Below are 25,760 nucleotides of genomic sequence, written 5' to 3'. Positions count from 1 at the left end.
CCCTACGCAGTGGGCATCCTCCGGGCCATCGACTTCACCGGAAACCTCACAACGCTCGTTTAATAGGTCAGTATTTTCCGGACGAATGGTTTGATTAGCCCCATGTCGACCGTCAGCAGGGTCACCGAACGCCTTCTGGGGCTGCCTCCCGCCCTCACCCGGGACGTGGAGGTCCGCCGCGGCCTCGCGGTGCCGATGTCCGACGGCGTGGAGCTCGCGGCCGACCTGTACCTGCCGCGCCGGACGCCGGGAGCGCCCACCGTCCTGGTCCGCAGCCCCTACGGGCGGCGCGGCTGGGTCGCCCTGCTCGCCGGGCGGACGTTCGCCGAACGCGGCCACCAGGTGCTGATCCAGGCGGTGCGCGGCACCGAGCGCTCCGGCGGCGAGTTCGACCCGTTCGGCGACGAGCGCCGCGACGGCCTGGACACCCTCGCCTGGCTGGAGAAGGAGCCCTGGTTCAACGGCAGGGTCGTGACCTTCGGCCCGAGCTACCTGGGCTACGCGCAGTGGGCGCTCGCCCCCGACGCCGGAGACCGGCTCTCGGCGATGGCCCCGTTCGTCACCGCCTCCCAGTTCCGTGACCAGACCTACCTCGGCGGCGCCTTCACCCTGCGCGGCTGCCTGTCGTGGTCGGCGATGATGGCCCGGCAGCGGTCGGAAGGCCCGCGCGCCCGAGTACGGAGTCTCTTCGGCGGCGGGCGGCTGGAGCGGGCGTTCGACGTGCTCCCTCTGAACGGCGCCGACACCGCCGTCCTCGGCCGGGCCGTCCTTTGGTTCCAGGAGTGGCTGGAGCACGCCGAGCCGGACGACCCGTACTGGGTGCCCGAACGCGACCACCGCGCCCGCGTCGCGGAGGTCACCGCGCCGGTGAGCATGGTCGGCGGCTGGCACGACCTGTTCCTCGCCTCCCAGCTGGAGGACTACCGCGCGCTGCGCGACGCGGGACGCTCCCCCCAGCTGACCGTGGGGCCGTGGAGCCACACGTCCCCGGGCCTGTTCGGCGCGGCGGTCCGGGACGCGCTGGAGTGGTTCGGCACGTCCCTGCGCGGCGAGCCCCGCAGGCGGGCGCCCGTCCGCCTGTACGTCCAGGGAGCGGGGGAGTGGCGGGACTACGCCGACTGGCCGCCGCCCGCGACGCCCACCGCCTTCCACCTGCATCCGGGCGGCGTCCTGGCCGCGGACGAACCGGAGGACGGCCCGCCTTCGGCCTTCGTCTACGACCCCGCCGACCCCACCCCGGGCGTCGGCGGCCCGCTCCTCGGCTCGGGCGCGGGCCCCCGGGACCAGCGCGAGGTCGAGGAGCGCGCCGACGTCCTGCTGTTCACCGGCGAGCCGCTCGCCGAGGACCTGGAGATCGTCGGCCCGGTCTCGGCGCGCGTGTACCTGCGCTCGGACGCCGGCCACACCGATCTGCTGGTCCGGCTCTGCGATGTGGACGCCCGGGGCCGCTCGGTCAACGTCTGCGACGGGCTGCGCAGGCTCGTCCCGGACCCGTCCGCGAAGGACGGCGTCCGCGAGGTCGAGATCGAACTGTGGCCCACCGCCCACCGGTTCGAGGCGGGGCACCGGCTGCGCGTTCAGGTGGCGAGCGGCGCGCATCCGAGGTTCGCGCGCAACACCGGCGGCGGCGAGCCGCTCGGCTCGGCCGCCCGGCTGGTCGTCCAGCGCCAGGAGGTCCTGCACGGCCCGGCGCATCCGTCGGCGGTCCTGCTGCCGCTGGCCGCGCGCCCCTGAGAAGAGGTCAGTCCTGATCGTCGGACGGGTCCTGCCCCTCGCGCGCCCTGCGCCGCTGCTCCTCGACCCGCTCGCGCAGGCCGCGCAGGAACTCCTCGTCGTCGTCGGGCGGCACCGGCACGGCCCGCTCCGCGCGCTCGGGCGGGTGGGCGACGATCCGCGGGCGGCCCGCGATCAGCCAGGCGATCGACCCGAGGTCCGGCAGCACCAGCACGATGGGCAGCCAGAACATTTTCGGGAGGTTCCGGCAGTCCCGGGGGTCGGTGGTCACCACGTCGAAGATGCAGTAGATCCACAGCGCCAGCAGGAGCAGGCTGAAGCCTCCGAAGAGAATTGGCACGGTCGGGCCCTTCCACGAATCTGAAAGAAGAACGGTAGTCGAACTCCGGCACCGGAAGCAGCGTCTCTCCCAGGAGGAGGGACACGCATGCGGGTGAGCTGGGCTACGGAGGCGGTTCCGGGACGGGACTGGCCGAACGAGGATTTCGTGGCGGCGGCGGAGGGCGCGGTGGTGGTGCTCGACGGCTGCAGCCTGCCGCCGGGCACGGATCTGGGCTGCAGGCACGGTACCGCCTGGTACGCCCGCACCCTCGGCCTGGAACTGCTGGCCCGGCTGCTGGAGGAGCCGCCGGGCAGGCCGGAGGAGCGGGGCGAGCGCCTTCGCCCGCTGCTGGGCCGGGCGATCGACGCGGTGGCCGCCCGGCACGTCCGCACCTGTGACCTGGGCCATCCGGCCACTCCCGCCGCGACCGTGGTGGCGGTGCGGGAGCACCGCGGCGCGGTGGAGCATCTGGTGCTGGCGGACTCGACGCTGCTGCTGGACTCCGGCGACAGCCTGGAGGTCGTGTCGACGGCGCAGGCGCGCCGGTACGCCGCCGCGGACCCCGGGGCCGCCGCGTACGCCGTCACCGGGGCGCGTCCGGCGGGCGCGCTGCGCCGGGCGGCGCTGCTCACCGACGGCGCGACCAGGCTCGCCGACCGCTTCCGGCTCCTGGGCTGGCAGGACCTCATGGGGGTGCTCGGCGGAGAGGGGCCGGGCGAGCTCCTGCGCCGCACCCGCGAGAGCGAGTTCGGCGATCCGCACTGTCAGCGCTGGCCCCGGCACAAGCGCCACGACGACGCGACCGCCGCGCTGTGCGTCTTCTGAGCCGCCTTCAGGAGGCCGGAGGGGGCGGGAAGCCGGTGACGTACAGGTGGTCCTCGCGCACGAGGCGGAAGCCGAGCTTGGCGGCGACCCGGAGGCTGCCCAGGTTGTCAGGGGAGGTGGACCACGACGGCCGCCGTCCCCGGCGCAGGACGCCCTCGACGACCCTGGCGGCGCAGGCGGCGGACAGCCCGCGCCCGCGGTGGCCGGCCTCGGTGATGACGCCGAGATCCTCGTACCGCTCGCCGCAGTAGAAGGGGAGGGCCACGGAGACCAGGCGTCCGTGGACGAAGGCCCCCACGGCCAGCCCTGAGGCGGCGGCGGCCGCGTGCCCGCCCCACGTCTCGGTGATCCACCGCAGTTCCGGCGAGAGCGCCTCCAGCCCGGCGGTGTCGCCGGGGCCCAGGAGGCGCAGGCCGGCGGCCACGTGGGGCACCGGCTTCGGCTCACCGGTCAGTTCGTGGACGACGCGCGGCCAGCGGTGGAGCTCGCCCGAGCGCTCGGCCAGCAGCGGGGCGAAGTCCTCGTCGGTCCGGTAGAAGCCGTGAGGCAGCTTGTCGCAGTCGAGCCCCGCCGGGTCTCCACTCAGGTCGTAGTTGCCGCCGCCGGTCTCCGCCAGGACCGTTCCCGGCTCGGCGGGGTCGTCCACCAGGATCCGGCCGTGCCCCGTCCGCATCACGTGCGGGCCGATCAGAGGCCCCGGAACCTCCGGCCGGAACCAGTCGCGGATCTTCTCCTTGTCCGAAAGCTCGATCATGATCGAACCGTAGGCGGGAAGCACCACACCGCGCATTCGATTAGCCGATGATGGGGATATGTGCAGAAGCATCAAGACGCTGCGACCGCCTTACGCCGAAGAAGTCACCGATGAGGACGTGCGGGCGGCGGCCCTGCAGTATGTGAGAAAGATCTCCGGGTTCCGCAGCCCCGCCGCCCACAACGCCGAGGCCTTCGACGAGGCGGTGGAGGAGGTGGCGCGGGCCACCGCGAAACTGCTGGCAGGCCTGCGGGTGCGCGGCCGGGAGTAGCCCGCGCGAGGCGGGCCGGAACGTCCGGGGAAGGTTTCTCCGTTCCTCGGAGCGTTCCGGAAAGTCTTGTGCGGAAACGGTTCACGACCCCACGATGGTGACCATGGGTCATGTGTCGGCCAGTGGTTTCGGTTCTTCGAGGGCGTCGGGAGAGGAAGGGTTCCGTACCGAATTGTCGGGCCGGGCGGTGTGGAAGCTCCTGGTCAAGGGGCTGCAACTGTATCTTCCGGGCTACACCGTGACCCCGGGCGAGGTCCGGGTCTCCGACCGCCCCGCGCCCTTCCCCGTGCCGGTCCTCGTCGACGGCGCGGGCTTCGGGCTCCAGGTGCGCAGGGAGCCCGTCCGGGGGAGGACCGAACGGGAGATCTTCGTGCGCGGCGAGGGCGGCGGCGTCATCGGCATCGCCATCGCGGGGCCGGTGGGCGCCGTGGGCAGCCGGGTCGTGGACGCTGGTTCGCTCGTCCGGTACGCCCGCAGACTGATCTACGAGACCCTCTACGACCCCGAGGACGCCGACTCGGCCGGCCCCGCCGTACGGGCCGCCGGGGCGCTGCGGGACGTGGTCTTCCTCGACCCCGAGCACGGGTTCGGGCTGTGCGTCGAGCTCGACCCCGCGACCGGCGGGCCGGTGGCGCGGCTGCTGGTCAGGCTGGAGAGGGGCGGCGGAGCCGGCCGGGAGGACGGGAGCGGCGGGACGGTGAGCGTCCAGGCCTACCCGGCGGCGGGCCGGCCCGCCCAGGCCGTCAGGTCCCAGAACTGATGCACCGGCAGCCCCCGTAGCCGGGCGGTGGTCCCCGCCGGGTCGGACAGGAGGTCGTGCCGGTCGAACTCCATGCTCTGGGAGTGGGTGAGCACCGCGCACACCAGGGCGTCGGGGGTGCGGCTGACCACCAGCGGCCCGAGCCGGGCCACCGCCCCCGCGGACTCGTGCAGGGCGCGCAGCAGCGCCTTCACCGACGACTCGTCGCTGGGCAGCCTGCGGCGCAGCGACGGCGAGCCGACGTCCATGGTCAGCGAGATGAGCAGCGCGGTGTAACCGCCGCCCAGCTCCTCCAGGACCCGGCCGGTCAGGTAGTAGCGGGTGAGCCTGTCCTCGACCGTCTTGAACTGCACGCTCAGGCCGCTGCCCTCCACACACCGCTCGTAGACGTCGGCCAGGACGTCGCGCAGCGCCGGGTCGGCGCACATGAGCGAGCCGCCCACCGTGGTGATCGGCGCGGTGCCCGGCTCCAGGGTGGCGGTGATGGCGCGGTCGAGCTCGCCGGAGGTGTGGTGCAGCAGGTCGGCGACGACCCCCTCGACCTCCTCCAGCGCCTGGGACAGGTCGCGTTGGAGGCCGAGCATCTGGGCGCGGTTGTGCTCGAGGTCGGCGATCCGGGTGAGCGCGGCCTCCACCCTGGTGTCGGATGGGCCCTGGCCCGCGATCGCCGGGACCGCGACGGGGAAGGAGGTGCTCTCCATGTCGGCGAGCCTGCCGCGCAGCTCGGCCAGGGCCTCGCGCTGCTTCTCCAGCTCGTGCAGCCGGATGGCCTGGGCGCGGATGTACTCCTCCGTGCGGTGCAGCAGGGCGGCGAGCTCGTCGATGCGCCCGCCGTGCTGGTGCACCCGCAGGTCCAGGCCGGGCAGCAGCCGCTGCCTGACCTCGCCGAGCTCCTCGGTCAGCTGCTTCCCGGTGCTCTCCAGGGTCTGGTTCTGCCGCCTGACCAGCGAGTGCAACTCCTTCACCCGGTTGACGAAGGCCTCGGTCTGGTACTTGGCCTGCCGCCCGGCGTACAGCTCCAGGACCCCGACTGCCACGCAGAGCAGAACCAGGGCGATGGTCATGGCGCTCCTCGACCTCTGGGAATCCCGGGAGGATCCTCTTGATCCTCTTGGCCTGACTTTAACCCAATTCCCGGAGATTTCATGGGGAAGAAGGTCCCGCCTCCAGCCGCCGGGTGTAGTCGCGGGCCCCCGCGAGGACCGCCGCGTGGACGGCCCGCGCGATCCGCGCGCCCCACACCGACCGGGGCCCGGCGAACGGCTCGGGCGCGCCCCGGGGACCGGCGGCGACGCAGACGGCGTCGCTGGCCGTGCCCGAGCAGTCGTACCCGGCCTCCAGCAGCGCCTGGGTCTTGGCCTCGGTCGCGGTCATGACCGCGTTCACCAGAGCCGCGTCGTCGAGCGCGACGGGGACCGAGACGACGATGTTGATCGTGCCCGGCCGGAACTGCTCGGGCACGGTCGGAGCCAGGACGGGGTCGGGCCTGCCCTCGGGCGAGGCGGCCCAGGTGGGCACCCGCAGCCCGACGGTCGCCGTCGCGGAGACGCCCCCGTCGCGGCCCTGCCGGAAGGCGCGCACCTCGGCGGCGGTCAGCAGCCCCACGCCCGGTCCGTCCAGGCCGAACCGCTCGGCGAGTTCCCGCAGGTGGGCCACGGGGTCCATACGCGAGTAGCCGCCGGGCACCTGGGCGTTGAGCACCCACCCGGCCGTGCCGATCCCGCCGCCGAGCATCCCCGAGGAGATCACCTTGCGGAGGCCGGGCCGCCATACCAGCGCGGGGAGCTCGCCGCCCGCCTCGGCGCGCCACACCGTGTCGATCCTCACGGCCGCTCCAGCGAGAGCACGGGCCGCCCGTCGGGTCCGGCGGCCACGCTCACCCGGGCGCCGAAGTGGGCGCCGACCAGTTCGGCGGTGAGGACCTCGGCGGGCGGGCCCGAGGCGGCGACCCGGCCGCCGGAGACGAGCACCAGCGTGTCGGCGTACCGGCCCGCCATGCCCAGGTCGTGCAGGGTGGTGATCACGGTCAATCCCTCGGTGACGCGAAGTTCGTCCAGGAGTTCCAGGACCTGCTGCTGGTGACCCAGGTCCAGCGCGGTGGTCGGCTCGTCCAGCAGCAGGATCGGCGCCTCCTGCGCCAGGGCGCGGGCCAGCACCACCCGCTGCCGCTCCCCGCCCGACATCCGGCCCAGCCGCCGCCCGGCGAACTCCTCCAGGTCCAGCCGGCGCAGAGCCCGTCCGGCGACCTCCCGGTCGGCGGTTCGCTCCCGCCCCAGGTAGGGGATGTGGGGGGAGCGGCCCAGCAGCGTGTAGTCGAAGACGGTCAGGTCCTCGGGCAGCACGGGGTTCTGCGGGGCGTAGGCGACGGTGCGCGCGCGCTCCCGGCCGCGCAGCCCCTTTCGCCCGTTCAGCCGGACGTGCCCGGTGTGGGGCAGCAGTCCGGCGATCGCCTGGAGCAGCGTCGACTTGCCCGCCCCGTTCGGGCCGATCACCGCGGTCCAGGAGCCCTCGCCCGCGCTCAGCCCGACCTCGCGCAGCACGGGCCTGCCGTCCCGCAGCACCCCGAGGCCCTCCACCGCGATCATGAGGCCCTGCCCCGGGTGGACCGCAGCACCATGAGGAAGAACGGGGTGCCGATGAACGCGGTGACCACGCCGAGCGGCAGTTCGCCCGGCGAGAGCAGGGTCCGGGCCAGCAGGTCGGCCAGGACCAGGAAGGCGCCGCCGGCCAGCAGGGACAGCGGCAGCAGCGTGCGGTAGGACCCGCCCGCCAGCCGCCGGACCGCGTGCGGCACCACGATGCCCACGAACCCGATGAGCCCGCTGACCGCCACGGCCGAGGCGGTGGCCAGCGACGCGGCCGTCAGCACCACGAGCCGGATCCCGGAGGCGTTCACCCCCAGGGAGGACGCCTCGTCGTCGCCGACGGCCAGCACGTCCAGCAGCCGGCCGTGCACCAGCAGCACGCCCGTCGACACCGCGGCGTAGGGGAGGACCATCCAGAGGGCGTTCCAGGACGCCCCGGACAGCCCGCCCAGGATCCACGAGTAGACGCGTTCGAGCTCGTCGACCCCGGCCTGCTGGACGAAGGTCTGTGCCGCCGACAGGAACGAGGAGACCGCGACCCCGGCCAGGATCAGGGTTCCGGTGCCGGGCCCGGCCGCCTTGCCCAGCGCGTAGGCCAGGGCGACGCCCGTCAGCGCCCCGGTGAACGCCGCCAGCGGCACCCCCACGGAGGCGGGCACCGGCAGGTGGACGATCACCAGGGTGGCGCCGAGGCCCGCCCCCGAGGAGGCGCCCAGCAGGTACGGGTCGGCCAGGGGGTTGCGCAGCACCCCCTGGTAGCCGGCGCCCGCGACCGCCAGCAGCCCGCCGACCAGCGCGCCCAGGAGCACGCGCGGCAGCCGGAGCTCGACCAGCAGCGCGTGCTCCATGGGCGACAGGCCGGTGTCCAGGCCGAGGACCGTGCGCAGCACCTCGCCGGGCGGCAGGGAGACGGCGCCGGCCAGCAGGCCCGCCGCCATGGAGCCCAGCAGCAGCACCACCGCGACGGCCAGGGGGACCGGCCGGAGCCGCGCCCTCGCCGGGGACGCGGCGGCGGACGGCGGCACGGAGGCGTGCGGCCGCGGGCGGACCTTCATGCGGTCAGGCCGCCCGCTTGACGGCTTCGGAGATGTCCTCCACCAGGTCGGGCAGGCGCGGACCCCAGCGGGAGGCGACGTCGTCCTCCAGGGCGAACACGTTCCCCTCCTTGACCGCGGTCAGACCCGCCCATCCAGGACGCTTCGCGGCGCTCTCCGGCGATTCGCCGGTGCCCTTGGGGTGGGACATGAAGATGAGCTTCGGGTCGTCCTTGAGCAGGGACTCGGCGGACAGCTGCGGGTACCCGCTGCCCTGCTTGTCGGCCTTGTCGGCGACGTTCTGCAGTCCGAACAGGGAGTAGACCCCGCCGACGAACGTCTTGGACGTCACCGTGTACATGCTCGTGTCCAGCTCGTGGTAGTAGGTGAGGTCCGAACCGTCCGGCGCGGCCTTCACCGCGTCGTCGATGCGCTTCTTCATGTCCGCGACGACGTCGGAGGCCTCCTTCTCGTGCCCGGTCGCGACGCCCAGGTCGACGAGCTGGTCGTAGGAGTCGTCGATCTTCACGGCGGCCGGCTCGTGCAGGACCGGGATCTTCAGCTTCTCCAGAGCGGCCAGGATGCCGCCCTGGTCGTCGGAGACGAGCACGAGGTCGGGCTCGTACCCGGCGATGGCCTCGGCGTTCGGCTGGTAGCCCGACAGCTTCGTGCGCGGCGCCTCCTCCGGGTAGGTGGAGTAGTCGTCGACCGCGACGACCTGCTCGCCCGCGCCGATCGCGAACAGCATCTCGGTCCCGGTGGGGGAGAGCGAGACGATGCGCTTCGCGGGGGAGGGGAGGGTGACCGGGCCGTTGGCGGCCTCGACGGTCAGGGATCCGGTGGCCGGACGGTCCGCGCCGTCCGTGTCGTTGGAGGAGCCCCCGCAGCCCGCGGCCAGCGGGACGAGGAGCAGGAGCGCGCCGATGAAGCGCCGCATCTTCACAACCTTCCGTAGGGGGGACCCCGGGGAAGGAGAGCGTGTCCGGGAAGGGACGGCTCGCCCTTCCTCGAGGGCCGGTTCGTCGCGCGCGCGGAAGGCGTCCTGGCTAGGGCCCTCGAAGGACCACCACAGTTGCGGGACAGCGCCGGAATCTCACCGGACTTCGCTCCCATGCGCGGCTGAACCGTATCAGCCTGCGGAAATCCCTCAGACGGAGACCTTGTAGGACTCCAGATGGGCGAGCACCGACTGGTTGGCCTCCCAGCCGTCCGGGAACTTGATCGGGACGCCCAGGTGGACCGGCCCGGTCGAGGGATGGGCGTCCAGCAGCTCCGGGATCCCGGCCCGCGCCACCACCAGGCAGGCGTGCCGGTGCCGGGAGGCGAGCACGCACAGCCGTCCGGCCTGCAGGTGGAACTCGGTCGCGTCACGCCGGCCCGACAGCGGGTGCAGGACGACCGTCACGTCGTACTCGCGGCCCTGCAGCCGGTTGGCGGTGTCCACCGTGATCCCGGTGCCGCGCAGCAGCTGCTTGACGGCCGCGACCTGGTCGCGGTGGGCCGCGCCGACCGCGATCCGCTCGGCCGTCACCGGGGACTCCTCGCCGCCGGAGACGGCCACCGCGCCGCGCTGCAGCACCCGGACGGCCAGCGCCGCGGTCGCCTCCACCGCCTCGGAGTCCGTCCTGATGGTGTGCCGCGCCGGCAGCTCGTACAGCCCCCACCCGGAAGCCGCCGCGATGTCCAGCACGTCGTCGTGGGCGCCCATGCCCCTGGCCCCGAAGCCCAGCAGCCGGTCGCCGGGCCCGGTGCCGGACTCGAAGGGCGTGTAGGGGTAGAACGCGTCCGACACCACCGGCGCCGCCGACGCGGGCAGCCGCCACGACACCGGCAGCCGAAGCACCGGCAGTTCGGGATTGTGCGCCAGCAGCACCGACACCGCCGACTGGGTGGGGTCCCAGGACTGGCCCGCCCAGCGTTCGGCGTCCACGGTCGAGAACGGGTCGAGCTGCCCGGGGTCGCCCACGAACAGCGCGCGCTCGAACCGGCAGGCGATGCGCAGCAGCGCGTCCGAACGCATCTGGTACGCCTCGTCGATGATCGCCCACGGCCAGGTGCCGTCGCCGAGCGTCGCCCACTTGGCGGCGGTCGCGATGACGACCGGCGCCCCCGCCAGCGGCTCGGACTTCGGGCTGACCAGCACGTTCGGCCGCTTCACCCGGTCGCTGGGCTGGTAGTCCCCGGCCGACAGGCGGCCGATCACCAGCTCGGGGGCCTTGGCGCACAACCGCTCGATGAGGTCGTCGACCTGCTCGTTGGTCTGCGCCACGATCATCAGCCGTTCCCCGGCGTCCGTCAGGTGCAGGGTGGCCCGCACCACCAGGGTGGACTTGCCCGCGCCGGGAGGGGAGTCCACGACGACGCCGCGGTGCTCGCCGCCGGTCAGGAGCGCCAGGACGTCCGAGACGACGGCGTCGGCCCGCGCGCCGGGCGACGACTCAGGCTGACTCATGGCTCATCTCCTCGGCGGTCGTCTCGTTCGGCGGCTCGTACGCCTCGGGCGGCCCGCCGTGCGTCCAGGGCGTCTCCTCCGGATCGGGCAGGTTCGCCGAGGGCCGGAACTCGTCGGTGAAGGTGGTGAAGCACATCCGGTCGCCGGGTTCGGGGACCGAGCCCGGGTTGGGCTTGCGGGAGTTGCCCATGCCGTTCTCGATGCGCAGCAGGATCTCGCCCTTCGACACCTCCAGCACCTCGGCCTTCTGGGTGCGCGCGGCGTTGTGCACGATCTTGCCGGGCTCCACGCGCAGCCTGTCGTCGGTGGCGATCTGCACCAGCGGACGACGCAGCCCCTTCTCATTGACGTTCTCCGGATCGGTCCACACGACCTCGCCGCGGAAGGCCTCACCCGCCAGCCGGCGCTCGGCCAGCACCAGCGGATCGTCCAGGGCGCGCTGGACGGCGTACCGGGAGGCGGCGCCCTCCAGCGAGGCCAGCCGCCGCGCGGCGGCGACCGCCCCGTCCCTGCGGGCCTGCGGCGCGCCCTCGGCCATGGACTCCTCGAAGGTGGTGAAGGACTGGCGGTCGCCCTCGAACCGCTGGGGGACGCTCGGCGCCTCGGGCAGGGAGCGCAAGAGCTCCACCCCGCGCCACATCAGCTCCCAGGTCGGCTCGAGCTGGGTGGACAGCGCCTTGGCGACGCGTTCGGCGGCGAACTCGCGGGCAGGGCCGTCGTCCTCGGCCAGGTCGTAGGCGGCGATCAGCGGCGCGAGCACCTCGTTGTCGAACGAAGGGTCGGTGGCGGGGCCTGCGGGCGGGTGCAGCAGCGGGTCCTCGGCCTCCAGCGAGGCCTCCAGGCCGGTGCGCCCCTGCGGCGGCTCGATCCAGGCGAGCTGCGAGGCCAGGTTGCCGTCCTCCATCGGGCTCTGCCCGGTCGCCCAGTGCAGGGCCAGCAGGTCGGTCATCGCGCACAGGACGCTGGAGCCGGGGTAGTCCGAGCGGTCGGCGAACCAGGTCAGCCAGCGGCCCAGCAGCGGCACCTCCTCGGGCACCGGCCATTCGCCCTCGGTCTGGCGGAAGCGGGTGGAGCGGCCGGTGAGCCGCAGGAACTCGATGCCGTTGCGGTTGGGTACCAGCAGCTGCGGCGCGTCCAGGAACCGCTGGTAGGTCTCGCCCTTGCGCTCGCCGCGCTTGATCTCCAGCGTCTCGGCCGAGACCTGGGCGCCTGCGACGGCCCGCAGCACCACCCCGGCGAGCTCGGTGAAGAAGGCGAACCGCAGGTCGCGGTTGCGCGGCTGCGGCACGACGAACAGCCGGGGCTCCTCGCGCCGGGTGCCCGCCATCACGGCCAGCGGCGCGGCGGCCTCCCCGGCCAGCCGCAGCGGGATCAGCACCGTGGGGTGCTCGGCCAGCCGGACGTGCCGGACGGTGGCCAGCGGCACCGCCCGGCCGCTCCGCAGCGCCTCCATCCGGGCCAGCGCGTTGAGCAGGCTCATGCGCGCAGCTCCGCCAGCAGCCGCCGGGCCTCGCGCAGCTCCGCCGTGATCTCCTCCAGATCCTCCGGCGGGGTGAGCGTGCCGTCGGCCAGGGCGAGCGCGTCCTCGATCCGGGTGATCCCGCCGAGCTGGTCGCCGAGCTGGCGGCCCAGCACCTCGGTGGCGCCGCAGGCGCGGGCCTCGGACCGGCAGAAGAACGCCAGGTCGCAGGTGGCCATGCAGGCGGGGGCGTAGCGGGCCTGGACGCGGGTGAGCGAGTCGTTCAGGTTCTCGTCGAGTTCGAAGGTGAGGTCCTCGGGCAGCGAGTCCAGCAGCTCTTCGATGCGGCGCATGCGCCGCAGCTGCCGCCGGATCACGCTGAGCTGCGGCCGGACGTCGACCAGGGTGGCGGTCGGCCGGTTGGAGAAGTTCTCCGGGCAGACCAGCACGACCTCCTCGGACACCAGGCTCTCCGGCTGCTCCAGCTCGGCCATCATCCGCTGGAGCGCCAGCACGTAGACGGCCGACTGGCGGGCCGCCGCGGCGACCTGCTCGGGGTCGGCCCGCCCGTCGACGACCGGGAACGACTTGATCTCCACCACGTGGAAGCGGTCCCGGAGGCGGAAGGCGATGACGTCGGGTTCCAGGTAGACGAGGTGGCCGCCGACCTCCAGCCGCAGCAGCGGATGGTCGAAGAGCGTGCCCTCGCCCTCGACGGCCCGCTTGAGGAGCTGCTTGGTGCGGGTGTAGCGCATCTCGCGGCTGATGTTGCCGCCGACCTCCTCCAGGTCGGCGTACGCGGACTCGGGAACCGGCAGCCCGAGCCTGTCGCGCAGCAGCCCGTACAGCTGGGCGCAGCCGTCGTTCTTGACCAGCGCCTCGAAGGCGTTGCCCCGGGTGATGGCGAACTGCGACTGGCCGAACGGCATGTTCTGGCCCAGGTACCGGGCGATCTCCCCCTTGTCGGCCCCGGCGGCGTCCAGGACCGCCCGGCGCGCGCAGCCGGGGTTGGTGGTGAGCGAGGCGATGCTGCGGGCGTCGTGGTTGCGCGGCGGAGCGCTGCCGCGCATGCGGTCGAGCCTGAGGTCGACGGCGGAGCTCGAAGTCATGAACGGTTTCCTAGGGCACGTGCGCCCTGCAGACGGGCGCCGAAGAGTCGGGTGACGGGGTCGAGCCTGGCCGCGCGTTCGGCGGCCTCCTGGCGGCAGGCGGTGTCGGCGGCCAGGTGGACGTCGAGTTCGGCGTGCGCGGCGGCGCGCACCCCGGACGGCTCGACGGCTCCGCGCGGGCCGGTGGCCCGGGGGATCCCGGCGGCGAACCGCCACAGCAGCCGGCGCGCGGCCGGGCCCGGTTCGGCGTCGAGCCGCTCCAGGTGCTCGGTGACGCGCAGCGCGGAGGTGAGGAAGTCCACCCGGGGACTGAGCGGACCGACCATGCGCCGGGCCGCGGGCCAGGTGCTGAGCGCCAGCAGGCCCCGGGCGGGGGCCAGCAGGTCGGCGGTGAGGGCGGCGCACAGGTAGTACGGGCGGGCGTGCGGACCGGACCGGAAGGACCGCTCCTCGTCCCGCCGGAGGCTGGTGAGCTGGCCCGAGGCCAGTTCACCGGAGAAGAACGCCTCGTGGACGCCGAGGATGAGCTTGGGCGCCGCGGGCACCCCCAGCAGGTTCAGCGCGTGGTGGACCTGCTCGCGCACCGGGATGACCCGGGCCGGTTCGGAGGCGGCGGGCACCATGACCGCGCTGTCCCAGAGCCGTTCGGTGCGCCGTAGTTCGGCGCGCAGTTCCCGGGCCAGCGACCGGTCCCCTTCGGCCACCGCCCGTCTCACACGCGTGCGCAGTTCGCTGATGCGCCGTTCCAACTGGTCGGGGGAGTCGGACATGGCGCAGACAGTAGCGGATCTTCCCTTGAGTTCCAGGGTTTTCCAGCAATCACAGGCGTGTCGCACCGCCCCATCGGGGGTCGGCGACCGGATCGGGCTCCGATCGGGCCTCGGACGGGCTCCCGGCCGCCTTTCCGATAAACCTCGATGAACGGCCGATGTCGGCTCTCCGAAAGGCCTTCTCGGCGTCTTGAAGCCGAATTAGCTTCGGCTCTCGTGACCCCTCTGAATCGCCGTGAAGCGCTGAAGCTCGGCGGCGCGGGTGTCGCGGTGGCCGCACTCGCCCCCGCCGCCTCGCACGCCGCTCCCCCCACCCCGTACTTCCAGCACGGTGTCGCCTCCGGAGACCCCCTGCCCCAGGCCGTCGTCCTCTGGACCAGGGTGACGCCGACCCCCGAGTCCCTTCCCGGCAGCGGAGTCGGCCCCGCCGTCGAGGTCGGCTGGCAGGTCGCCGAGGATGCCGCCTTCACCACCGTGGTGGCGGAGGGCGCGTTCGCCACCGGCCCCGAGCGCGACCACACCGTCAAGGTGGACGTCCAGGGCCTGCGGCCCGGCACCGCCTACCACTACCGCTTCTCCTTCCAGGGCGAGCCCTCCCCGGCCGGGCGCACCCGCACCGCGCCGGCCGAGAACGCCGACGTGGAGTCGCTGGCGTTCGCCGTGGTGTCCTGCTCCAACTGGGAGGCCGGATACTTCGGCTCCTACCGGCTGCTGGCCGCGCGCGACGACCTGTTCGGCGTGATCCACCTGGGCGACTACATCTACGAGTACGCGACCAGGGCCTTCGGCACCGGCGACGGCGGCGCGGTGCGCGAGCATTTCCCGGCCAGGGAGATCATCACTCTGGCCGACTACCGGCAGCGGCACGCCCAGTACAAGACCGACCCGGACCTGCGGGCGCTGCACGCCCGCCACCCGTGGATGATCGTCTGGGACGACCACGAGATCGCCAACGACACCTGGTCGGACGGCGCGCAGAACCACGACCCGGCGACCGAGGGCTCCTTCGCCGCGCGCAAGGCCGCCTCACGGCAGGCCTACGCGGAGTGGATGCCGGTCCGCTTCGGCGACGGCGGAGTCATCTACCGCACGCTGCGCTTCGGGCAGCTCGCCGAGCTCACCATGCTGGACCTGCGCAGCCACCGCTCGAAGCAGACCACGGGCCTGGCCGTGGACGATCCGGAGCGGACCCTCACCGGCGAGGCGCAGATGGAGTGGCTGAAGTCCACCCTGTCCGGCAGCCGGACGCGCTGGCGGCTCGTCGGCAACTCGGTGATGATCGGCCCGCTGGTGCTGGGCTCGCTGCCCGCCGAGGTGCTCGGGCCGCTCGCCGAGCTCCTCGGGCTGCCCTCCGGCGGCTACTCGCTCAACCCCGACCAGTGGGACGGCTACACGGCCGACCGGCGGGAACTGCTCGGCCACCTGAACGGCGAAGGGATCGCCAACACGGTGTTCCTCACCGGGGACATCCACACCAGCTGGGCCATCGAGGTCCCGTTGAAGGCCGGGAGCTACCCCGTGAGCCCCGCCGTGGCGACCGAGTTCGTGGTGCCGTCGGTGACGAGCAACAACATCGACGACATCCTCCAGGTGGCGCCGAGGACCGCCTCGCTGGCGGCAGAGGCCGCGATCGCCACCACCAACCGGCACGTCCGGTGGTCGGAACTCGACTCCCACGGATACGGGGTGCTCACCGTCCGGCGCGAGCAGACCCGGATGGACTGGTACTTCCTGTCCGACCGCACCAGCCCGACGGCCACCTCCCGCAAGGCCGTCTCGTTCACCACCGAGTCCGGTTCGCAGAAGTTGAAGCGGGCCTGGGGATGAACGCCCGTCACGTCCTGGGGTGAGAGACTCAGGGCGTGACGGACGGAATCAGGAAGAACCTCCGAGTCGCCGCCTACGGGATCTGCGTGGAGGAGGAACGGATCCTGCTCGCCCGGTTCATCGGCGACGGGACCCCCCGGTGGACGCTGCCCGGCGGAGGGCTGGACCACGGTGAGGACCCGGAGGACGGCGCGCTGCGCGAGCTGACCGAGGAGACCGGCTACACCGGACGGGTCGTCCGGCTGCTGGGCGTGCACTCCCTGCACATCCCCGAACGGGAGTGGTACGGCGAGATCGTCGACCACCAGAGCCTGCGCGTCGTCTACGAGGTGGAGCGCACCGGCGGCGAGCTGCGGCACGAGGTGGACAACTCCACCGACCGCGCCGAATGGTTCCCGCTGGAGGACGTGCCCTCGCTGGAGCGCATGGACCTGGTGAACACGGGCCTGAGGATGTGGAGGGACGCGCAGGACGGGGGAGCGGCCCTGGCGAGACGCACATCCATGGGATAGAACAGAATGTCGAGTCGCCGTCCAGTCCCGAGGAGCGGCCTTTGCCGACCGTACCGGAGCTCAGCAATCCCGTGGCGGCCGTGCCCGAACGGGCGGCGGGGCCCGTGCGCGAGCTGCGGGCGGTGCAGGCCCGCCGGCTGGCGCTGGAGGCCTGGCGCGAGGCGCGCCTGAACAGCCCGTCGGGCCGGGCGCACTTCCTGTCCACCGTCGACTCCTGGCTGGAGCGCGGCTGGAGCGTCGCCTACTACGCGACGGGCGCCCGCGTCATGCTCTACAGCTTCGGCGCCCCCGGCGCGTGGCTGCCGTCCTCCCCGCCGCCGCGCCGCCTCGCGCTGCCCCGGGGCACCGGGCGGCTGGCGGGCGTCTACACCGGGGAGCCCCTCTTCCCCGGCGACAAGGGCGACTACGCGGAGCTCGGGGCGCCGGAGCACAGGAGCGGCCCGCTCGAGGCCGAACTCGTCCTCGGCGTCCACGGCGAGGACCTGCACATCATGTACCGCGACGAGGCGAGCGCCGCGGTGGCCCATCTGGACGCGGCGTTCAGCGCCCGCACCTACGGCGAGGCCCGCGAGATGGGGCTCCAGGTCGACGACCGCCGCCGCTGCCTGGACTACTACGTCGAACTCGTCTGCCGCGCCCACGAGGACGTGGACGAGGAGTTCCTGCGCACCCGCTCCACCCAGGACCTGTGGAACGCGGTCCGCCCCGCCGACGACCAGCCGTTCGACGTGACCGAGCACCCCTGCTTCGGGGAGAGCGACTGGCGTCCGGCGCCCACCGTCCGGGGGCCCTGGGCCGACGCGGGGTTCCGCGAACTGTTCGGGCCCCTCGAACGCGACTGGTCGACCGGACACGAGCGCGTCTCCGCCGAGCACGTCAACGACGTCCTGGCCCACCTCCGCGGCGCGGGCTGGTCCGTGGGCCGCGACGACGCGCTCTTCGCCGCCTTCTGGCCCGACGCCTGAGCACGCCGCGGCGTCACTCGGGCCGGGGGCGTTTCCAGACCTTCAGATCGAACCGCACCATGCGATCGGGTTTCTGGCGGATTCCGGTGACGGTGAACAGGCCGACCGCGCCCTTGTCGGTGGTGACGCAGAAGCCGCGCCCCTTGGCGATCCGCTCGACGGGGAGCTCGGACTCCTCGGAACCGGCGTCGAGGCAGGCGCGGTAGGAGCCCTTGGCGTTCTCCGGCAGGAGCGACAGCCGGCGGTCGGGCGCGATGAGGAATCCCGAGGAGGCGAAGAGGTCGCCGCGGTGCCGGCCCTTCCGCGGGTGCTCCGCGTCGTCGAGCAGCACCAGGTGGTGGCCGTCCGGGAGTTCGACGCCGCGGTGCGAGGCGAGCTCCGACCCCGCCGGGAGGTCGGCGTAGTCGCCCTTGTAGGGGTCGTCGGGGGACTCTCCCGGCCCGTACAGCTGGATGAGGGCCACCAGGACCAGCCCGCCCACGACCAGCGCGGCGAGACGGAGCTGGGAGGAGTCCAGGCTCCTGCCCGCGGACTTGACGGCGGGTTTGGCGGGAGCCGCGGCGGGCGCCGCCTTCTTGGGCTTGCGGCCGAAGGGGACCCGCTTGCGCTCGGCCTTCTTCTCGAACGAGACCGGCGGCTCGTACTCCGCCTGCGGCGGCCTGGGCGGCAGGAGGAGGGCCTGCGTCTCGGCGGACAGGTCGCGGGCCCCGACGAGCCGCAGCAGCTGCGCCATGAGCCGCAGCGCCTGCGCGGCCTCGGCGTCCCGGAAGGGCCGGAACCCCAGCCTGTCGCCGATCCCGATGACGTCCGAGGCCAGCTCGGTGCCCGGCGCGGGGATGATCTCGCCGAAGAACTCCTCCTCGGTGAGGAGGGTCAGCAGCAGGCGGGTGTCCTCGAGCTGGTGGCGCACCGGCTTCCCGAGCCGCTCGGAGTCCCGCGCCGACCGCTCCTCCAGCCATCCGGGGCCGTACCGGTTGGCCATCTGCCGGTCCACGTAGGGCCGCAGACCGCGGCCGACCAGTTCAAGTCCGCGCCCGAGGCGCTCCTCGTTGCCCGCCACCGGGGCAGCCTAACCGATCAGTTCGTACGGGTGTTGGGGAGATGGTCACCGACGTACCCGATCCACACCTTTCCGGTGGCGCCGCCCGCGTCGTCGTGGAAGTGGATGCGCGGCGCGGGGGTGCCGGTCTTGCGCAGCTTGATGTGGGCGGGCATGAACATCCGGCCCGAGGAGTCCACCTCGGGCGGCACCGGGAAGGTGCGGGGCGCGGCGAACTTCTCCCGCCCGGACACCGAGTCGGACTCCTTCATCGCCAGCAGCGCCGCGGAGATGACCCGGCGGCCCCCGGTGCCGGCCATGCACCAGTCGCGGAACCCGCCCTGGAAGTCCCCGCCGGAACGGGCCCTGGCGTAGTCGTCGAGCGCGCGCAGCGCGTCCCACGCCTTGCCCGCCCAGACCCGGCGCAGTCCCGGGTAGGCCAGGTCGAGCAGGCCCGCCTCGTGCGTGGTCTCGCCGATGACGACGTGGGTGAGCGACTCGGCCGCGTGCAGCGCGTCCACCAGCGAGGCGGGGGACTCCGGCGGGGTCTCGGCGACCGCGGGCCGCCGGTCGCGGGAGAGCAGCTCGGCCTCCAGCCGCCGGACCCGCTCGGCCAGCCGCCGCTCCCTCGAGACCGCCTCCGACAGGTCGCGTTCCAGCCCGGCCTGGTGGCGGCGCAGCCGCTCCACCTCGTCCTCCAGCCGGGCGGTCTCGCTCTCGGCCTCGTCCCTGCGGGAGTCGGCGCTGCGGCGGCTCTCCCTGGCCTCCTTCAGCTCGTGGGTCAGGGTCGCCACGTGGGAGCTCATCGTCCGCATCTGGCGGACCAGTTCCTGCGGGTCGGCGGTGATCAGCTCCAGCATGCTCTCCAGCTCGTCGTGCAGGCCCGCCCCGACCGTCCCGGCGACGGTGTCGGCCAGGCCCGCCAGCCGCTCGGCGACCCGGTCGGCGACCGTCTGGGCCAGCAGCTCCAGGTCCAGGGAGGGCACGGGCGCGGGGACGGGCTCGGGGGCGGCCGGCGGCACGGGCTCCCGCGACGGACCGGGCTCGGGGGGCCGCGGCCGGGGAACCACGCCGGCCTCGGCGGTCTTGGCCGTGGCCAGCGCCATCATCTTGCGGTAGAGCTCGGAGTCGGCGAAGGGCGGCGGGGCGGGCCTCGGCCGCGCCGCCGCGCCCGCGCGCAGCGCCTCCGCCGGGGCCTCGCCCTGCAGGACGCGGCCGACGATCCGGTACGGCTCGCGCAGCTCGTCGGGGAGCTTCTGCGGCGCGGTCTCGCCGATGACGTACCCGGCGGCCAGGTCCAGCGCGCCCTCGCCCCGGTCCCGCAGCATCCGGCCGCCCATCACCCGGTGCCGGTCGGGGTAGGTCTCCGCGCCCGGCCGCCAGCCCGCCAGGTAGGTGCGCACCCCGCCGCCGTAGACCGCGCAGTCGTCGCCGACGCCGTCGTTGAACCTGTCCTGGGCGCGCAGGTCGGCCAGCCACAGCACCTGCGCCGTCCCGGCCACCCTGGCCGCCAGGTACTCGGCGTTGGCCCGCGCCGACTGCGGGTTCCTGGCGTCCACCGACGCCACCACGACCGGCACCCGGCGGCGCGGCCTGGCCAGCTCGGCCAGCAGGTGCACCACGCCGTCCTCGTCGGCCTCCTCGGCCGTGCCCGAGAGGTGGACCGCGCCGTCGGTGACGCGTTCGGTGGCCAGGTAGTCCGGCACGAAGCCCGGCGCGTACGCCTCCACGGCGGGGCCCGTGTGCTGCTCGACCGTCACCACCACCCAGCCCGTCGCCTGCACGCCGCCCTGCGCGTACGTCACCCGGGTGCGCAGCCGGGAGTCCTGGAGGACGAAGCGGCCGCAGCCGGGACGGGCCTCCAGGCAGGCGCGCCTGTCCTGGTGGGTGTACTCCACGCGCGGGCTGATCGGGATCTCGGGGAAGCCCTGTCCGGTCAGCCAGGTGCTGAAGGCCCGGCGCAGCCGTTTGCCCAGGGTCGGCCCCGGATCTCGCAGAACTGCCTGGTAAAGCCTGATGGTCGGCATATTTCCAGTGACGGGTCGGGGATCGGGTGGCTCCAAAATCCTATGTGCTTTCCTCCCCGTGGCACCCCTCTTGGGCAAAGATTGCGCCGGTCGGGCCCGAGTCATGGGCCGTGGGGGCGTCGCGCTCAATAATCTGCGCGCCATGGGCGATGCAGAAGAACCCGAGTTCGGGATCCGGGTGTTCGGATACTCCCGCCGCGAGGTGGACGCGTTCGTCGCCGAGGTGCGCCGGGAGCTGCGGACGCGGTCCGGCGGGACCGGGGACGTCACCGTGATCGGCTCCTCCCCGTCGGGGGAGAGCGGGACGGTCCGGCTGCTGCGGCTGGCCGGCGAGGCCGCCGAGCAGCGCAGGGCGGAGTCGGTCGAGCAGGCCGAGCTGACCCTGCTCAGCGCCAGGGAGCTGGCCGACCGGATGGACGAGGAGGCCAGGGAACTGGTGCGGGAGGCGGCGGCGGAGGCGGAGAGGCTGGTCGCCGAGGCCCGCAAGCGGGCGCGGGAGCTGGAGGACCAGGTGGCCGAGACGCTGGAGCGGGAGGTCGCCTCGCGGGTCGGCGAGCTCGCTCAGGCGCACGAGCGGCTGGTCACCGGGCTCGCCGGGGTGCGCGACGCGCTGGAGGAGGTGCTGACCAGGGACGCGGGGCGCGGCCCGGTCACCGCGCACACCCTGGTGCCGCGGCAGGGGAGGGGCGAATGATCGAGGACGGCGCGTCCTTCCCCTCGGACCTGATGATCCTGCCCCTGCTCTTCGTCGTGACGTTCCTGGCGGTCACCGCGGTGTTCGTGGTGTGGCGCAGGCTGACCGGCCGGAGGCGGGCCGGGTTCGGGCCCGCAAAGCGGCGTCCGATGGGCGTCCCCACGGCGGTGGCCCGGCTGCGGGCGGCGGGGCTGGACCCCGACGCGCTGCTCGGCCCGTGGCTGCTGGAGGCGAGACAGGGTCGTGATCGGGAAAGTACTCCAGAATTCAATTAACCATGCGATAGTGGCGCGGTGAGCGACGAATCAGACGTTACTCGTGTTACCGACCTTCCCGGACTTTCTTCGTTGTCGGCATTGGCACGGCTCGGACTGATGCTGGCGCGTGACCCTTATGAGGGTTTGCAACGGGTTCAGAGCGCCTCTGGGAGTATCGCCGGTTTTGGCTGGGGGCCGGTGAAATATGTGCTGATGTTCGGCCCTGAGGCGAATGCCTTTCTCTTTGCGAACTCGGGGCTTTTCACCGTCAGAGAGGCCTTCGACGTGCTCGTCCCCGTCAACGGGGAGACCGCGCTCATCGCCTCCGACGGCGAGGCGCACCGGCGCCGCAGACGGCTGGTCCAGCCCGCCTTCCACCGCCGCAGGGTCGACGGCTACATCGCGCGGATGGCGGAGAACGCCGACGCGCTCCTCGACACCTGGAAGGAGGGCGAGACCCTCGACGTCTACGCGTCCCTGCGCGAACTCACCCGCCGCACCACCGTCGAGCTCCTCTTCGGCGACCGGCTCGCCGCGGACGAGGAACTCCTCGGCGGCGAACTGCAGACCCTCCTCGACGGCATCGACCGCCCCTACAGCCAGCTCGTCGCGCTGCGCGCGGTGCCCAATCCGTTCTGGCGCAAGGTCCTGGAGGCCCGCGCGACCGTCCTGGAGCGGCTGGAGCAGGAGATCGCCGACCGCCGGATGGACCCCGCCCCCCGCGACGACGTGCTGGGACTGCTGCTGGACTCCCGGGACGAGGACGGCGGCGGCCTCACCGACGTCGAACTGCAGGACCAGGCGATCAGCCTCATGGGGGCCGGCTACGAGACCACCAGCGCCGCGCTCGGCTGGGCCGTCCACTTCATGCTCACCACCGAGGGCGTGTGGGAACGCGCCAGGCGCGAGCTCCCGCCCGGACCGCCGACGGCCGAGACCCTGAAGGAGTGCGCCTACCTCGACCACGTTGTCGACGAGACGCTCCGCCTCTTCCCCCCGGTCGTGATGAGCGCCCGCAAGGTGGCGGAGGACTTCGTGTTCGAGGGCCACCGGGTGCCCGCGGGGGCCATGCTCATCTACAGCCCCTACGTCACGCACCGGATGGCGTCGGTCTGGCCCGATCCCGACACGTTCCGCCCCGACCGGTGGGACCCCGCCTCGCCCGGCCACATCCCGGCCACCCCCGCGTCGTTCCTGCCGTTCGGCGGCGGCCAGCACCGCTGCGTCGGATCGGTCCTCGCCACCACCGGCCTCAAGGTCACCCTGGCGCGGCTGCTGGCCAGGACCGAGCTGGAGCACACCGGCGCGCCCGTCAGGCCCCGGAGCATCACCGCGATGCGGCCCCGCGACGGGGTCCCGGTCGTGGTGAAGGAGGTCAGGCCCGCCTGACCGCCCGTCAGCTCCTGCGGACGAGGGTGACGCCGTCGCGCAGCGGGAGCATCACCGAGGTGACGCGGGGGTCCGCGGCGATCCGGTCGTTGAGCTCCTTGATGACCAGGTCCTCGGCCCCCTGCGCGGCCGGGTCGACGACCCGGCCGCCGCGCAGCACGTTGTCCAGCACCAGCAGTCCGCCGGGCCGCAGCCGGGCCAGCAGCTCCTCGTAGTAGACGGGGTAGCCGCCCTTGTCGGCGTCGATGAAGCCGAAGTCGAACACCGGCTCCTCCGGCAGGGCGCGCAGGCTCTCGGCGGCCGGGCCCAGCCGCAGGGTGATGCGCCCGGCCAGGCCGGCGCGCTCCCAGTAGCGGCGCGCGACGGACGTCCACTCCTCGCTGACGTCCAGGGCCAGCAGCTCGCCGTCCCCCGGCAGGCCGCGCGCGATGCAGATCGAGGAGTAGCCGGTGAAGACCCCCACCTCGACGGCGCGCCGCGCCCCGCTGAGCCGGACCAGCAGGGTGAGGAACTCCCCCTCGTCGTGGGAGATCTGCATCCTCGCCTGCCCGGGCAGCGCCGCGGCGGTCTCGGCCGCCAGATCGCGCAGGACGTCGTCGGCGGGAGTGCAGTGGGCCAGCAGGTAGTCGCTGATCCGGGGATCGAGGAAATCCATGATCCGAGCCTACAGACCGCGGCCCTCCGGTCCCGTGAGCCACTCGTCGCGCCGCCGGAACAGGGCCTCGTTCCCGGGCAGCGCGGCCAGCCGCTCCCTGCCGTAGCCGCGCACCCCGTGCAGCAGCCGGTATCCGCGCCCGCGGCGCCCCATCTCGCTGGCGACGACGGACTTGCCGACCAGCGCCGACAGCGCGGGCAGCATCTCCTCGACGGGAAGCAGGCCGTCCACGCAGACCCGCTCCACCGCGTGCAGGTCGAACCGGCCGTCGAACACCGACAGGCGCGCCCACAGCAGCCGCTCCTCCCCGGTGCACAGCTCGTGGCTCGACTCGACGGCGGCGCGGGCCGCGGCCGCGGCCTCCTCGTCCCCGAACCCGTCGAAGTCCCCGAACGCGTCGAACCGGTCGGCGAAGGCGGAGGCGGACAGGCCGGGGGACGCGCTGCGGGCGGCGAGCTCCACCATGAGGGGGACCGCGTCGAGCCGCGCGCACAGCCGCCGCACGTCCGCGGGGTCCTCTCCGGCGGTCCGTGCCCCGCAGAGGGAGGTGAACAACCGGGCCGCGGCGTCCAGCCCCAGCGGGGACAGCGGCAGCACGTGCTCGCCGGTGAGCCCGAACGGCTGCCGTCCGGTGCTCAGCACCCGCAGCCGCGGCGCCGCCCGCAGCAGGGACCGGACGAACAGGGCGCAGGCGTCCAGCAGGCCGTCGCAGCCGTCCAGCACCAGCAGCAGGCTCCGGTCGGTGAGCTCGACCAGGGACAGGCCGACGGACTCGCGCAGCGCGCCCTCCACCGCGCGGGGCACCTCGGAGGGCGAGCGCACCGCGGCCAGGTCGACGCTGACGACACCGTCGGGGAAGTCGTGGACGAGGGAGGCGGCGCTCTCCCAGGCCAGGCGGGACTTGCCGATGCCGGGGCCGCCGGTGACCGTCACCAGCCGGGCGTCCTCCAGCATCCGCCGCACCTCGTGCAGCTCCGAGGTGCGTCCGACGAACTCGCCGTCGCGCGTCGGCCGGCGCCAGGAGGCGGAGACCGCCTCGCCGGGCGCGGCGGCGGGCGCGGGCAGCCGGGCGGCCAGCAGCGCCACCGTGTCCGGACCGGTGCTCTTCAGCAGCCGGTCGCACAGTCCCGCCAGGCCGCCGACGCCGGTGAACTCCGACGCCTCGGTGAGCGAGGGCCCGCCGGCCCGGCTCCGGTCGACTCCCACGAGGTCCTCGCCGACGAGGGCCAGGCCCCGGGTCCCCAGCAGCAGCAGGGAGCCGGGTTCGAGGTCCAGGAAGCGGGTCGAATAGGCGATCTGCCCGCCTCCCAGGGGCAGGGCGGGCTCGGGTTCCAGGAACTCGGCCCGGCCGTCCGGGCGGACCAGGACCGAGGTGATCCGGCCCGCGGAGGCGAGCCGGAGCTCGCCCGCCGCGGGGTCGTGCACCGCGTACAGGCAGCTGACGCCGGATCCGCTCCGCACGCCGTCCTGCTGCCGGACGAGCCTGTCCAGCAGGTCCAGCAGGGGGCCCGGCGCCAGGTCGGCCAGGGCCAGCGCCTGGATCTGGGCGCGCAGCCGCAGCAGCAGGGCGGCGGCCCGCGGCCCGGAGCCGCCGGTCTCCCCGACGACCAGGCCGGTGCGCCCGGCGGGCAGGACCAGCACGTCGCACCAGTGGCCGTCGAGGGGCTGCTTCACCCGGGTCGCCACCTCCAGGCCCGGCCGGCTCACCTCCTGCGGCGGGAGGGCCGCCCGTTCCAGCTCCGAGACGAGCGACAGCCGGTCGCGCAGCTCGCGTCCCGCGCCCAGGGCCTGGCCGGTCCAGCGGGCCAGCTCGACCAGGGCGTCGAGCCGGTGCCCGGGCAGCGGCACGGCCGACAGCAGCAGCGCCGCGCCCATCAGCCCGCCGGAGTCCAGCAGCGGGAGCAGCAGCACCATGCGGGTGCGCGCCGCCTCGGCCAGCCGCGGCTCGCCCAGGTCCGCGGCGAGCCGCGCGGCGCCCTCGCCGCCCGCCACCGCCAGGTGCACCGCCTCTCCCCGCGAAAGCGCGCGCATGGTGGGGGTGTCATGGGGCCAGCGGGCGAGCTCGCGCTCGGGGAAGAGCCCGGTCAACGCGGCGTCCCTGCCGACGGACGCGGTGCGGCGCACCGGCATGCCCTCGCCGTCCCGCCGGGCGTCCTCGGGAGCGCCGGTGAGCACCCGGTCGGCGACGTACATCAGGGCGAGGTCCACCCAGCCGGGCGCGGCCATCTCGGCCAGCCAGCGGGTGGGGTCGGAGCCCCGGTCCGCCGTCGTCCGCCTGCGCATCAGGTCGTCGAGTCCCGTCCGCGTCCCCATCAGGCCT

The 25,760-nt window shown here is 73.7% G+C and carries 25 protein-coding genes and 1 riboswitch; of the genes, 10 read left to right on the top strand and 15 right to left on the bottom strand.

Annotation, left to right across the window (positions count from 1 at the left end; all coding sequences use genetic code 11):
* Positions 1 to 102 precede the first annotated feature (102 nt).
* Positions 103 to 1,734, top strand: a complete 1,632-nt coding sequence (locus ABD327_RS15560; protein WP_344451078.1) for a CocE/NonD family hydrolase — start codon at positions 103 to 105, stop codon at positions 1,732 to 1,734.
* Between the two features lie 7 nt (positions 1,735 to 1,741).
* Here the strand turns inward: ABD327_RS15560 and ABD327_RS15555 are convergent, their stop codons facing one another.
* The gene (locus ABD327_RS15555) at positions 1,742 to 2,074 is read right to left on the bottom strand and encodes a PLD nuclease N-terminal domain-containing protein (RefSeq protein WP_344451077.1); all 333 of its coding nucleotides are present in this window, start codon (positions 2,072 to 2,074) and stop codon (positions 1,742 to 1,744) included.
* A gap of 87 nt (positions 2,075 to 2,161) precedes the next feature.
* On the opposite strand from ABD327_RS15555, the gene ABD327_RS15550 reads away from it, so the two are divergent.
* Positions 2,162 to 2,881 (top strand): integrase, encoded by a 720-nt coding sequence (locus ABD327_RS15550; protein WP_344451076.1) that lies wholly within the window; start codon positions 2,162 to 2,164, stop codon positions 2,879 to 2,881.
* 7 nt (positions 2,882 to 2,888) lie between these two features.
* Here the strand turns inward: ABD327_RS15550 and ABD327_RS15545 are convergent, their stop codons facing one another.
* Entirely contained in the window at positions 2,889 to 3,635 is a 747-nt protein-coding gene (locus tag ABD327_RS15545; RefSeq protein ID WP_344451075.1) for a GNAT family N-acetyltransferase, read from the bottom strand.
* Positions 3,636 to 3,693: 58 nt separating this feature from the next.
* Here ABD327_RS15545 and ABD327_RS15540 point away from each other — a divergent pair, with 58 nt between their 5' ends.
* Positions 3,694 to 3,906 carry a DUF2277 domain-containing protein gene (locus tag ABD327_RS15540; RefSeq protein ID WP_344451074.1) on the top strand — a complete coding sequence of 71 codons (213 nt, stop codon included), beginning with the start codon at positions 3,694 to 3,696 and terminating at the stop codon, positions 3,904 to 3,906.
* Between the two features lie 172 nt (positions 3,907 to 4,078).
* Entirely contained in the window at positions 4,079 to 4,666 is a 588-nt protein-coding gene (locus tag ABD327_RS15535; RefSeq protein ID WP_344451073.1) for a hypothetical protein, read from the top strand.
* On the opposite strand, the gene ABD327_RS15530 is transcribed toward ABD327_RS15535, so the two are convergent.
* The 9 genes from ABD327_RS15530 to ABD327_RS15490 all read right to left on the bottom strand — a co-directional run bounded on the left by ABD327_RS15530 (position 4,618) and on the right by ABD327_RS15490 (position 14,075).
* A complete protein-coding gene (locus ABD327_RS15530; RefSeq protein WP_344451072.1) occupies positions 4,618 to 5,730 on the bottom strand; it encodes a hypothetical protein in 1,113 nt (370 codons plus the stop codon). The genes ABD327_RS15535 and ABD327_RS15530 overlap by 49 nt on opposite strands.
* Before the next feature lie 79 nt (positions 5,731 to 5,809).
* On the bottom strand, positions 5,810 to 6,487 hold the full coding sequence (locus tag ABD327_RS15525; protein WP_425547139.1) for an adenosylcobinamide amidohydrolase: 678 nt from the start codon (positions 6,485 to 6,487) through the stop codon (positions 5,810 to 5,812).
* A gap of 2 nt (positions 6,488 to 6,489) precedes the next feature.
* The gene (locus tag ABD327_RS15520) at positions 6,490 to 7,251 is read right to left on the bottom strand and encodes an ABC transporter ATP-binding protein (RefSeq protein WP_344451070.1); all 762 of its coding nucleotides are present in this window, start codon (positions 7,249 to 7,251) and stop codon (positions 6,490 to 6,492) included.
* Positions 7,248 to 8,306 carry a FecCD family ABC transporter permease gene (locus ABD327_RS15515; protein ID WP_344451069.1) on the bottom strand — a complete coding sequence of 353 codons (1,059 nt, stop codon included), beginning with the start codon at positions 8,304 to 8,306 and terminating at the stop codon, positions 7,248 to 7,250. The genes ABD327_RS15520 and ABD327_RS15515 overlap by 4 nt, the downstream gene beginning before the upstream one ends.
* 4 nt (positions 8,307 to 8,310) lie before the next feature.
* Positions 8,311 to 9,222, bottom strand: coding sequence for an ABC transporter substrate-binding protein (locus ABD327_RS15510; RefSeq protein WP_344451068.1), 912 nt, complete (start codon positions 9,220 to 9,222; stop codon positions 8,311 to 8,313).
* 78 nt (positions 9,223 to 9,300) lie between these two features.
* Positions 9,301 to 9,414: riboswitch (cobalamin riboswitch) on the bottom strand.
* An 18-nt stretch (positions 9,415 to 9,432) separates the two neighbouring features.
* The gene (locus tag ABD327_RS15505) at positions 9,433 to 10,737 is read right to left on the bottom strand and encodes an AAA family ATPase (protein ID WP_344451067.1); all 1,305 of its coding nucleotides are present in this window, start codon (positions 10,735 to 10,737) and stop codon (positions 9,433 to 9,435) included.
* Complete coding sequence (locus ABD327_RS15500; protein WP_344451066.1) at positions 10,724 to 12,217, bottom strand: hypothetical protein; 1,494 nt, start codon at positions 12,215 to 12,217, stop codon at positions 10,724 to 10,726. Before ABD327_RS15500 ends, ABD327_RS15505 begins: the two co-directional genes overlap by 14 nt.
* Positions 12,214 to 13,305, bottom strand: coding sequence for a hypothetical protein (locus ABD327_RS15495; RefSeq protein WP_344451065.1), 1,092 nt, complete (start codon positions 13,303 to 13,305; stop codon positions 12,214 to 12,216). Before ABD327_RS15495 ends, ABD327_RS15500 begins: the two co-directional genes overlap by 4 nt.
* Entirely contained in the window at positions 13,302 to 14,075 is a 774-nt protein-coding gene (locus tag ABD327_RS15490) for a hypothetical protein (RefSeq protein ID WP_344451064.1), read from the bottom strand. Before ABD327_RS15490 ends, ABD327_RS15495 begins: the two co-directional genes overlap by 4 nt.
* 216 nt (positions 14,076 to 14,291) lie before the next feature.
* Between ABD327_RS15490 and ABD327_RS15485 the strand changes: the two genes are divergently transcribed.
* The 3 genes from ABD327_RS15485 to ABD327_RS15475 are packed head-to-tail and all read left to right on the top strand — an operon-like array spanning position 14,292 to position 17,379.
* Positions 14,292 to 15,902 carry an alkaline phosphatase D family protein gene (locus ABD327_RS15485; RefSeq protein WP_344451063.1) on the top strand — a complete coding sequence of 537 codons (1,611 nt, stop codon included), beginning with the start codon at positions 14,292 to 14,294 and terminating at the stop codon, positions 15,900 to 15,902.
* Positions 15,903 to 15,937: 35 nt separating this feature from the next.
* Complete coding sequence (locus ABD327_RS15480; RefSeq protein ID WP_344451062.1) at positions 15,938 to 16,414, top strand: NUDIX hydrolase; 477 nt, start codon at positions 15,938 to 15,940, stop codon at positions 16,412 to 16,414.
* A gap of 41 nt (positions 16,415 to 16,455) precedes the next feature.
* The gene (locus ABD327_RS15475) at positions 16,456 to 17,379 is read left to right on the top strand and encodes a hypothetical protein (protein WP_344451061.1); all 924 of its coding nucleotides are present in this window, start codon (positions 16,456 to 16,458) and stop codon (positions 17,377 to 17,379) included.
* A gap of 13 nt (positions 17,380 to 17,392) precedes the next feature.
* Here ABD327_RS15475 and ABD327_RS15470 read toward each other — a convergent pair whose 3' ends face one another.
* Together ABD327_RS15470 and ABD327_RS15465 are read right to left on the bottom strand one after the other, a co-directional pair.
* On the bottom strand, positions 17,393 to 18,439 hold the full coding sequence (locus ABD327_RS15470) for a Swt1 family HEPN domain-containing protein (protein WP_344451060.1): 1,047 nt from the start codon (positions 18,437 to 18,439) through the stop codon (positions 17,393 to 17,395).
* Between the two features lie 17 nt (positions 18,440 to 18,456).
* On the bottom strand, positions 18,457 to 20,445 hold the full coding sequence (locus ABD327_RS15465; protein WP_344451059.1) for a hypothetical protein: 1,989 nt from the start codon (positions 20,443 to 20,445) through the stop codon (positions 18,457 to 18,459).
* A gap of 142 nt (positions 20,446 to 20,587) precedes the next feature.
* Here ABD327_RS15465 and ABD327_RS15460 point away from each other — a divergent pair, with 142 nt between their 5' ends.
* From ABD327_RS15460 to ABD327_RS15450, 3 genes are all read left to right on the top strand, one after another.
* Entirely contained in the window at positions 20,588 to 21,139 is a 552-nt protein-coding gene (locus tag ABD327_RS15460) for a DivIVA domain-containing protein (RefSeq protein WP_344451058.1), read from the top strand.
* A complete protein-coding gene (locus ABD327_RS15455) occupies positions 21,136 to 21,414 on the top strand; it encodes a hypothetical protein (RefSeq protein WP_344451057.1) in 279 nt (92 codons plus the stop codon). The genes ABD327_RS15460 and ABD327_RS15455 overlap by 4 nt, the downstream gene beginning before the upstream one ends.
* A 99-nt stretch (positions 21,415 to 21,513) precedes the next feature.
* Positions 21,514 to 22,785, top strand: a complete 1,272-nt coding sequence (locus ABD327_RS15450; protein WP_344451582.1) for a cytochrome P450 — start codon at positions 21,514 to 21,516, stop codon at positions 22,783 to 22,785.
* A gap of 7 nt (positions 22,786 to 22,792) precedes the next feature.
* Here ABD327_RS15450 and ABD327_RS15445 read toward each other — a convergent pair whose 3' ends face one another.
* Together ABD327_RS15445 and ABD327_RS15440 are read right to left on the bottom strand one after the other, a co-directional pair.
* Positions 22,793 to 23,440, bottom strand: a complete 648-nt coding sequence (locus ABD327_RS15445; RefSeq protein ID WP_344451056.1) for an O-methyltransferase — start codon at positions 23,438 to 23,440, stop codon at positions 22,793 to 22,795.
* A gap of 9 nt (positions 23,441 to 23,449) precedes the next feature.
* A complete protein-coding gene (locus ABD327_RS15440; RefSeq protein ID WP_344451055.1) occupies positions 23,450 to 25,753 on the bottom strand; it encodes a SpoIIE family protein phosphatase in 2,304 nt (767 codons plus the stop codon).
* Positions 25,754 to 25,760 lie beyond the last annotated feature (7 nt).

Source organism: Actinocorallia aurantiaca, from assembly GCF_039533685.1.
GTDB lineage: Bacteria > Actinomycetota > Actinomycetes > Streptosporangiales > Streptosporangiaceae > Actinocorallia > Actinocorallia aurantiaca.
This window is presented reverse-complemented; position numbering and strand designations above follow the sequence as displayed.